Consider the following 8,989-nt stretch of genomic DNA (forward strand, 5'->3'; position numbering starts at 1 on the left):
AAATGTGAATTTCGAATTACTGGCTCTATTACTGGTGTTAGGGTCTGTTGTTGGCGTGCTTGCTGGTCTACTGGGAATTGGCGGCGGTTTAGTTGTTGTTCCTGCATTGGTTTTTCTCTTACCCAAGGCCGGTATTTCTTCCGATTTATTGATGCATATGGCATTAGCCACCTCATTGGCCACCATTATTCTAACCTCTTTCTCTTCGGCGCTGAGTCACCTTAAACTTGGCAACGTAGATATGTTCGCTGTCAAATGGTTAATGCCAGGTGTCCTGTTTGGTGGCTATTTTGGGGCGACCGTCGCTGATTGGATTCCAAATCAATATCTTCCTAAAGTATTCAGCATCATTGTGATGATGTTGGCTTGGCAAATGTTTCGGTCGATCAAAGTCCTTTCCCATCATCCTATGCCGAATGCGGTGATAACAGCGTTGTGTGGTGGTGGCATTGGTATTGTTTCTAGCCTCGTTGGTGTGGGTGGCGGTTCGCTTTCAGTACCATTCTTGAATCGTCACGGGGTGGAAATGCGAAAAGCGGTCGGTTCATCCGCCGTGTGCGGTTTTGGCATTGCGGTATCCGGTATGCTCGGTTTTGTTGTCAACGGATATCAAGTAGCTGACTTACCTGACTACAGCTGGGGTTATGTCTATTTACCTGCCTTGGTTGCCATAGCGGCAACTTCAATGATGACTACTCGAATTGGTGCGAAACTATCAACCCAACTCCCAACGGCGTCGTTGAAACGAATTTTTGCTGTATTTCTTATGTTTGTTGCTGTAACCATGCTGGTTCAGTAATTCCTTTTTTCATTAAGTAGAAGAGAACGTATTTTATGTCTCAGGGTTATCTTCAGTTCCCAAATATTGACCCCGTTCTGGTCGCCATCGGCCCTATTTCTATACGCTGGTATGGAATGATGTATCTGGTCGGTTTCTTGTTCGCAATGTGGCTTGCCAACCGTCGTGCAGATCGCTCTGACGGTGTTTGGAATCGTGAACAAGTATCCGATTTGTTGTTTGCAGGATTCTTAGGGGTCATTATCGGTGGCCGTGTGGGCTACGTTGTGTTCTACAACTTTGACATGTTCTTAGCTGACCCACTTTACCTATTTAAAGTCTGGACGGGCGGTATGTCTTTCCATGGCGGCTTGCTCGGTGTCATTTCTGCCATGGTTTGGTATGCGAGAAAAAATGGTCGTACTTTCTTTGGTGTAGCCGACTTTGTTGCTCCTCTTGTTCCTTTTGGATTGGGTATGGGACGCTTAGGTAACTTCATGAACAGCGAACTTTGGGGGCGTGTGACCGATGTGCCTTGGGCGTTTGTCTTCCCTAATGGTGGTCCGCTACCTCGACATCCTTCTCAGCTTTATGAGATGGCTCTTGAAGGTGTAGTACTGTTCTTTATTCTTAACTGGTTTATCAAGAAACCACGTCCGCTTGGTTCAGTTTCAGGGCTATTCTTAGCTGGATATGGTACATTCCGTTTCCTCGTTGAGTATGTGCGTGAGCCTGATGCTCAGCTTGGCCTTCTACTCGGTGGCGTAATATCAATGGGTCAGTTGCTATCACTTCCTATGGTGATTTTGGGCGTACTGATGATGGTGTGGGCGTACAAGCGTGGCCTATACAAAGACAGCGTTGTGAATAAGTAAGTTAAAAAATCAAAGTAAGGGTATTTTGTGAAACAGTATTTGGATCTCTGCCAGAGAATCGTTGATGAAGGCGTTTGGATTGAAAATGAACGCACTGGTAAACGTTGTCTTACCGTTATTAATGCTGATTTAACTTACGATGTTGCCAATAATCAGTTCCCACTGGTCACTACTCGTAAGAGTTTCTGGAAAGCCGCAGTTGCTGAACTGCTTGGCTATATCCGCGGTTATGATAACGCGGAAGATTTCCGCAAGTTAGGCACCAAAACTTGGGATGCTAATGCAAACCTGAATGAAGCTTGGCTCAACAATCCTTACCGTAAAGGTGAAGATGACATGGGACGAGTTTATGGCGTTCAAGGTCGTGCGTGGGCAAAACCTGAGGGCGGTCATATCGACCAACTTAAGAAAATCGTAGATGACTTAACTCGTGGTGTGGATGATCGCGGTGAGATTCTGAATTTCTACAACCCGGGTGAGTTCCATATGGGCTGCTTGCGCCCTTGTATGTACAGCCATCACTTCTCTTTGCTAGGTGACACTCTGTATCTGAATAGCACGCAACGTTCATGCGATGTCCCGCTTGGTTTGAACTTCAACATGGTTCAGGTTTATGTCTTCCTCGCTGTGATGGCGCAGATTACGGGTAAGAAACCGGGGCAGGCGTTCCATAAGATTGTGAATGCGCACATCTATGAAGACCAATTAGCCTTGATGAGAGATGTCCAGTTAAAGCGTGAGCCTCTGGCTGCACCTAAATTCCATATCAACCCAGAGATTAAGTCACTGGAAGATTTGGAAACGTGGGTAACTTTGGATGATTTTGAAGTGACGGGTTACGAGTTCCACGACCCAATCCAGTATCCGTTTTCGGTTTAAATAACGATCCCTTCCTACTTAAAGCTGCAGCGGTGTTGGCTACGTTCGTTCACCCCAATCACGCATGGTAATTTGTGGTCATGGGGATTCATTCACTTGCCGCCTACCTGCAACTTCAAGTAGTTTGGGTATTAAAAAAGGCGCTTAATGCGCCTTTTTCGATCTCAGAGCAACGGATTAGTTGTTGCTGTGAAGTTCGCTGTTCAGTTCAACTGCAGACTTGTTAGCCAGACACTCAACCTGCCCCGTTTGCGAGTTACGACGGAAGAGAAGGTCTGATACGCCAGCTAGATCACGTGCTTTCACGATTTCTACTTTGTTACCTTCTTTATCCAGCATCTGTACTTTTGTACCTGCTGTTACGTAAAGACCTGACTCAACAGTACAACGGTCACCTAGAGGGAAACCTAAACCTGAGTTTGCGCCTAGAAGTGAGTTTTCACCGATAGAAACTACTACTGTACCGCCACCAGAAAGCGTACCCATGATAGATGCGCCGCCGCCGATGTCAGAACCGTTACCGACTAGAACACCCGCAGAGATACGGCCTTCAACCATGCTTACGCCAGTAGTACCCGCGTTGAAGTTGATGAAGCCTTCGTGCATAACCGTTGTGCCTTCACCCACGTGTGCGCCAAGACGTACACGAGAAGTATCAGCAATACGGATGCCCGCAGGAACAACGTAGTCGACCATTTTAGGGAACTTATCGACGCAATCGACAGTAAGAGCGCGGCCTGCTAGACGAGCTTCGATTTGGCGCTCAGTCAGTTCTGGCAGATCAATCGGACCTTCGTTGGTCCATGCGATGTTGTGCAGCAGACCAAAAATACCGTCGAGAACTGTGCCGTGTGGCAGTACTAGGCGGTTTGAAATCAATTGCAGTTTAAGGAAGCCTTCAGATACAGATTGAGGTTTTTCATCTGCGGCTAGTACGACAAGTACTAGAGGTTGTGCTGAGTTAGCCGCTTTTTCTGCAAATGAAGCGTTAACTGCTTGGTCGTTGTCAGCAAATGTTTTCGCTAGCTGCGCGCTTTGTTCAGCAGAAATTTCAATTGCTTGGTTACCGTCTGTGTAACCCGCGATAGCTGCTACGCCAGCCACTAATGCATCGCTAGGGTTTAGAATCGGTGCAGGGAAGTATGCTTCGATAATTTTTCCATCACGGTTTTTTGTTGCCGTACCAAAGCCAAGTGCAAAATACGCCATGTTTGCTCTCCGTATTATTTTCAATGAGGTGTATACAGACAACCTGTTGAGCTAAGTCTCTGCATTAATAATCTGTTGATGGTCATCATAAAGAGAGTTTTTCAGTGATAAAAGAGTAAAAAAGCAATACGTCCGTAGAACGATACCTTTTGTCTTTTTGGAGATATATCTCTCTAAATGGAATAAAAAACCGCTGACTAGGCAGCGGTTCTCAAAACAAACTTAATCAAACGAAGCTTAGGCAGCGTCGTCAACGGCATCTTCCGTTTTCACCGCTTTTGGTTTTTTTGCTGCTGGTGTTGGTTTGCGTTTTGCGCCTAAAGCGATAAGAACGTCTTCTTTGTTCTGAGCTAAGAACATTGCCAGTTCTTCGGTTTTCGCTTCATCTTCAATCAGTTCACTTTTACCGATTAGTTCGAACAGCTCGTCCGCCATATCCAGCATTTTGTCATAAGCGTCAGCTTCGGCTTTCGAGGTAAAAGTCATTTTCTCTTCTCCGTTGCGTTCCACCACGTACTTAACGATGACAGCCATGGTCCTTCCTCTAAATTGGTGTTTGAATTACTGTCTGTTTATACAGTTTTAATAATGAAATGTCCAGACGAGGACAACAAAGCTGATACTTCAATCAAGCGGTTTCTCTTAGTTATTTTCTTTGCCTGAACTCGTGTGCCACTGATGACAGAACTCGATGAAGTGTTTGAGCAGTGGGCTTTGGTATTTCTCTTTGTGTACCAGTAGCCAGAAACGTCTTTTCATATCCAAAGGCACATTGAGTATCTTGATTCGACCATCATTTACCGCGGTTTGCGCCGCCAGTTTGGATAAACAGCCAAAGCCTAATCCCGCCGAAACACAGTTAATAATCGCTTCGGTGGTGTTTAGCTGAAAGGCTTCCTGCCAATGTTCAATACGAGGCGCAACGGCTCTTAAAAAGAACTCTCTTGAGCCCGAACCCGCCTCTCGTAACATCCATTCACTTTGTTCAAAATCTCGTAAGGTGACTTTTTCTTGCTCTGCTAAAGGGTGAGAAGGTGAGCAAACTATGCACATTTCATCTTGGCTAAATTGAGTGGAGATCAGTTGTGGATGCAGTGTTTTACCTTCGATCAGAGCAATATCCAATTCGTAGTCGACCAGTTTTTCGCAAATGAGTGCAGAGTTAGAAATAAAGAGACTCTGTTGCTGGTGTTGATATGTTTGACGAAATTGGCTGAGCAGATAGGGAGCGACTTGGTTGCCTATGGTGTCACTGGCGCCAATACGCAGTTGTCCTGATAAAGAATTATCACCATCGAAAAGCTGATCGATAGCGTTAGAACGGCTGAGCAACTCATCGGCAAGTGGTAAGAGCTTTTGCCCTTCTTGGTTAAGCACCAGCCGGTTATTCACTCGGTCAAACAGAGCATGACCAATATGTTTCTCCAGTTCTGACAGCGCCATACTAACCGCTGCCTTGGACAAAAACAGTGCTTCAGCCGCCGTGGTCAAGGTTTTGTGCTGAGTGATAGTGGTAAACACTTTGAGTTGCTTAAGAGAAATATTGCTCATGATTTTGTTTAACTAAACTGAACGCTACTGAATAAACTTAACTTACTGCTAAACACTGATTAAGTAAAAACCTTATTGATGAAGTAAAAAGCGAGAGTGAGGAATAGTTAACCTTTTGAATATTGGCTTAGATAAATGTTCAGGTAGTTATGCTAATCTCAACGGCTATTAGGTGAGAACTGCATGAGTGAATTGTGTTTACTGTTTACCATTCCAATAAAGTCGATACGTTAAAAATCTTGTTGGTGCATTTAATCAAAGCTGCACCTCTGGAAAACCCATTTGAGAAAGAACAAATCTTGGTTCAAAGTCCGGGGATGTCGCAGTGGCTGAAAATGGCTTTGGCACAGGAACTCGGAGTTGCGGCAAACATTGATTTTCCGCTGCCAGCGACCTTTATTTGGGAGATGTTCACCCATGTTTTACCTGATGTTCCCAAGCGCAGTGCTTTTAACAAAGAGGCAATGACCTGGAAACTGATGGAGTTGTTACCAACGCAGTTGGAGTTGGACGCTTTCTCACCACTGAAAAGTTATCTCAAAGACGATGCTGACCAGTCTAAGCTCTATCAACTGGCTGAAAAAATTGCTGATATTTTTGATGGTTATCTGGTGTACCGACCAGATTGGATTGAAGCTTGGGAGAAGGGCGAAACGGTTGATGAAATTGGTGAAGAGCACCCGTGGCAACCGATATTGTGGAAACAGCTTTACGACTACACTGTCATTCATCAGCAGCAATCGCACTATCACCGCGCAAACTTATATCAACGCTTTATTGAAGCTCTCGCGAGCGGTCATGTCCCTGTAGAGAAATTGCCCAAACGGCTGTTTATCTTTGGTATCTCCTCTTTGCCTCCACGTTATATGGATGCATTAAAAGCGTTAGGCGAGCACATCGATGTGCACCTTATGTTTACCAACCCTTGCCAGCATTACTGGGGAGATATTCGAGATCGCAAGTATCTGGCTCGAATCGAAAACCAGCGCCGAAAACAGTTAGCGCTGAATGAACATACACTCTCAGTGACGGGCGAAATATCGCCGCTTAAAGGGGATATTGAAAGCAATGTTGCTGAAGATGAGCTGCATATCAACAGCGCGGTAGGCAATAGCTTGTTGGCTTCAATGGGAAAATTGGGGCGTGATAACCTTTACTTGCTGGCTCAAGATGATAATGAAGAGCATGAGCTGTTTATCGATATTCCACGCGAGACGTTACTGCAACAGCTGCAAGCCGACATTTTGCATCTGGAAGAGCATCAAGATGATCACATTCTTGACAGCAGCACTCACAAACCGACCATCAACAGCCAAGATCGTTCTCTAACCATTCATGCTTGCCATAGCCCTATGCGTGAAGTGGAAGTATTGCATGATGAGCTGCTAGCCATGTTTGACCGCGATCCAACGCTTAAACCGCGTGATGTCATTGTGATGGTGGCGGACATCAACGCTTACAGTCCCTATATTCAAGCGGTGTTTGGTAATGCGCCCGGTGAACGTTTTATTCCGTATTCGATTTCTGACCGAACTGCCAATCAAGAGAGCCCAATCTTAAATGCATTTATCCAGTTGGTGAATTTGCCGCACTCACGTTGTTTGGCGTCTGAGCTGCTAGAACTACTGGAAACGCCAGCCATGATGAGCCGATTTGAGCTGGATAACAGCGAATTTGAACTGGCGAAACGCTGGGTGGAAGAGTCTGGTATTCGCTGGGGCCTGAATGGCACTACCGCTCAAGAGTTTGAACTGCCAGAGACAGAGCAGAACACTTGGCAATTTGGTCTTTCTCGCATGCTATTGGGTTATGCGATGCCTGCTTCGACTGCATTGTTTGAACATGGCGAACAGGCTTACGCACCTTATAACGAGGTGCAAGGGATGAACGCTGAGTTGGCCGGTAAACTGGCGCACTTTATTGAAACGGTCAGCCGTTACCGAACGTTGCTGGCTCAAACCCAAGCGATTGATGAGTGGCGAGAAGTACTCAGCAACCTGCTTGATGATTTCTTCGCTGTCGATCTGGATGGTGAAATGGCGCTGAAATCCATTCGCGACACTTTGGTTTCCCTTAAAGAGCAACTGGCCGATGCGGGTTATCATGAAGCCATCGCGCCAGCGATCATCAGTGAATACCTCACTAACAAGCTATCGGGTACACGCGTGAGTCAGCGTTTCCTCGCCGGACAAGTGAACTTTTGTACCTTGATGCCAATGCGTTCGATTCCTTTCAAAGCAGTGTGCTTGTTGGGAATGAACGACGGCGTATATCCGCGTTCTATGCCGCCTGAAGGTTTCGATTTGATGAATGGTCGGACTCGACGAGGCGACCGTTCACGCCGTGATGACGACAGATACCTGTTTCTGGAAGCTATGCTTTCTGCGCAGCAAAGTCTGTATATCAGCTATGTTGGCCGCTCAATTCAAGACAACACTGAGCGCGTACCGTCAGTGCTGGTGAGTGAGTTATTGGAATACTGCCAGCAAAACTATTGTTTAGCGGGTGATGAAGCGCTGCCAAGTGATGATTCCGGCAAAAAGCTGGTGGATAAGATATCCACTGTTCACACTATGGTGCCTTTTAGTCCACAAACTTTCTTAAGTGAAGCGGGCAGCTACGCCAAAGAATGGCTGCCAGCAGCGTTGCGTCAGGGTACGCCAAGTGGTGAATTTAATTTACCGCTGGATGATTATTTGCTGGATGTGAGTTATCCGTTAGAACTTGATTTGGTTGAGTTACAACGCTTTTGGCGGCTTCCGGTGCAGTATTTTTTCAATCGTCGCTTAAAAGTTGTTTTTGAACCGCCATTAGCGGTGATGGAAGATGATGAACCTTTTGCGCTGGATGGTTTGAACAGCTACCAGCTGCGCGATAGTTTGCTTGATGTGCTGCTCAGTGTTGATGTTCAAGCGGATAAGGAAGCAAGGTTACAGCAGTTTATTCAACAGCAACGTGCTCAGGGCAAATTGCCTGTTGGCGCTTTTGGTGAACTGGAGTTTGAAGTAAACCGTGTTCAAACCGAAGAGGTGTTAGAGAAAATTCACTTCTTATGTCAGTCACCGCTGGATGATTTTGAAATCAATATCACCAGCCTAGTACTGGGAGAGTCTAAGCCAGTTCAGTTGACAGGATGGTTAACCAAGCGCTTCCAATCCGGTTTAGTTCGTTATCGCAGCGGTTCCATTCGGTCACAAGATTTGTTGGCAGCTTGGATAGATCACCTGTGTCATGCAGCTATGGGCGTGGTCAGCAAAACTCACCTAGTTGGTTATGATCGCAAAGAAGGTGTTGTGCATCAGATTCTGCCTCCGGTTGAAAGCAGCGAGCTGGCCAAACAGTTGCTGGATGAGCTTATCCGTCTGTTTTATCAGGGAATGACATCACCCATCGCCTATTTCCCGAAAACGGCATTAGCCTGTGTTGAAGCCGGATTCAGCCGTGGCAAATGGGTAGAAGATGAAGAGAAATCTTTGAAAAAAATGTCCGAATGTTTTAACGACGGATACGCCACAATTGGCGAAGGTAATAACGCGTATATCGCACGAATTTGGCCAAGTTGGAATGACGAACTCGCGCAGCAGGCACGGCTGCTTTCCTGCTTAGTGCTACAAGCACCTAGGTTGCAGTTAGTGGATAGTGCTGATGCGGTGGGCAGTGCAAATGAGTAACAGAAGTACAGGAATAAGTGGCCGCC

At 46.1% G+C, this 8,989-nt stretch carries 7 protein-coding genes; 4 read left to right on the plus strand and 3 right to left on the minus strand.

Annotated elements, in window-relative coordinates:
* The first annotated feature begins 4 nt into the window (after positions 1-4).
* From HUO09_RS00570 to HUO09_RS00580, 3 genes are read left to right on the plus strand one after another with little or no spacing between them, the layout of a single operon-like run.
* Entirely contained in the window at positions 5-799 is a 795-nt protein-coding gene (locus HUO09_RS00570; RefSeq protein WP_188232696.1) for a sulfite exporter TauE/SafE family protein, read from the plus strand.
* A gap of 35 nt (positions 800-834) precedes the next feature.
* Positions 835-1,653 (plus strand): prolipoprotein diacylglyceryl transferase, encoded by an 819-nt coding sequence (gene lgt, locus HUO09_RS00575; protein ID WP_167413785.1) that lies wholly within the window; start codon positions 835-837, stop codon positions 1,651-1,653.
* Positions 1,654-1,680: 27 nt separating this feature from the next.
* Positions 1,681-2,532, plus strand: a complete 852-nt coding sequence (locus HUO09_RS00580) for a thymidylate synthase (RefSeq protein WP_167413784.1) — start codon at positions 1,681-1,683, stop codon at positions 2,530-2,532.
* Positions 2,533-2,709: 177 nt separating this feature from the next.
* Here HUO09_RS00580 and dapD read toward each other — a convergent pair whose 3' ends face one another.
* From dapD to HUO09_RS00595, 3 genes are all read right to left on the minus strand, one after another.
* Positions 2,710-3,741, minus strand: coding sequence for a 2,3,4,5-tetrahydropyridine-2,6-dicarboxylate N-succinyltransferase (dapD, locus tag HUO09_RS00585; RefSeq protein ID WP_188232697.1), 1,032 nt, complete (start codon positions 3,739-3,741; stop codon positions 2,710-2,712).
* Between the two features lie 237 nt (positions 3,742-3,978).
* Positions 3,979-4,275, minus strand: a complete 297-nt coding sequence (locus HUO09_RS00590; protein ID WP_167413782.1) for a YebG family protein — start codon at positions 4,273-4,275, stop codon at positions 3,979-3,981.
* 108 nt (positions 4,276-4,383) lie between these two features.
* Positions 4,384-5,295, minus strand: a complete 912-nt coding sequence (locus HUO09_RS00595) for a LysR family transcriptional regulator (protein WP_188233169.1) — start codon at positions 5,293-5,295, stop codon at positions 4,384-4,386.
* A gap of 191 nt (positions 5,296-5,486) precedes the next feature.
* Here HUO09_RS00595 and recC point away from each other — a divergent pair, with 191 nt between their 5' ends.
* Positions 5,487-8,963 (plus strand): exodeoxyribonuclease V subunit gamma, encoded by a 3,477-nt coding sequence (gene recC, locus HUO09_RS00600; protein ID WP_188232698.1) that lies wholly within the window; start codon positions 5,487-5,489, stop codon positions 8,961-8,963.
* The last annotated feature ends 26 nt before the right edge of the window (positions 8,964-8,989 follow it).

The sequence above is a fragment of the Vibrio sp. Y2-5 genome (assembly GCF_014596725.1).
GTDB lineage: Bacteria > Pseudomonadota > Gammaproteobacteria > Enterobacterales > Vibrionaceae > Vibrio.

Excerpts from the sequence above, each read along its gene's own strand:
- lgt (WP_167413785.1), top strand. The coding sequence starts at position 835 with ATGTCTCAGGGTTATCTTCAGTTCCCAAATATTGACCCCGTTCTGGTC.
- dapD (WP_188232697.1), bottom strand. The coding sequence starts at position 3,741 with ATGGCGTATTTTGCACTTGGCTTTGGTACGGCAACAAAAAACCGTGAT.
- HUO09_RS00590 (WP_167413782.1), bottom strand. The coding sequence starts at position 4,275 with ATGGCTGTCATCGTTAAGTACGTGGTGGAACGCAACGGAGAAGAGAAA.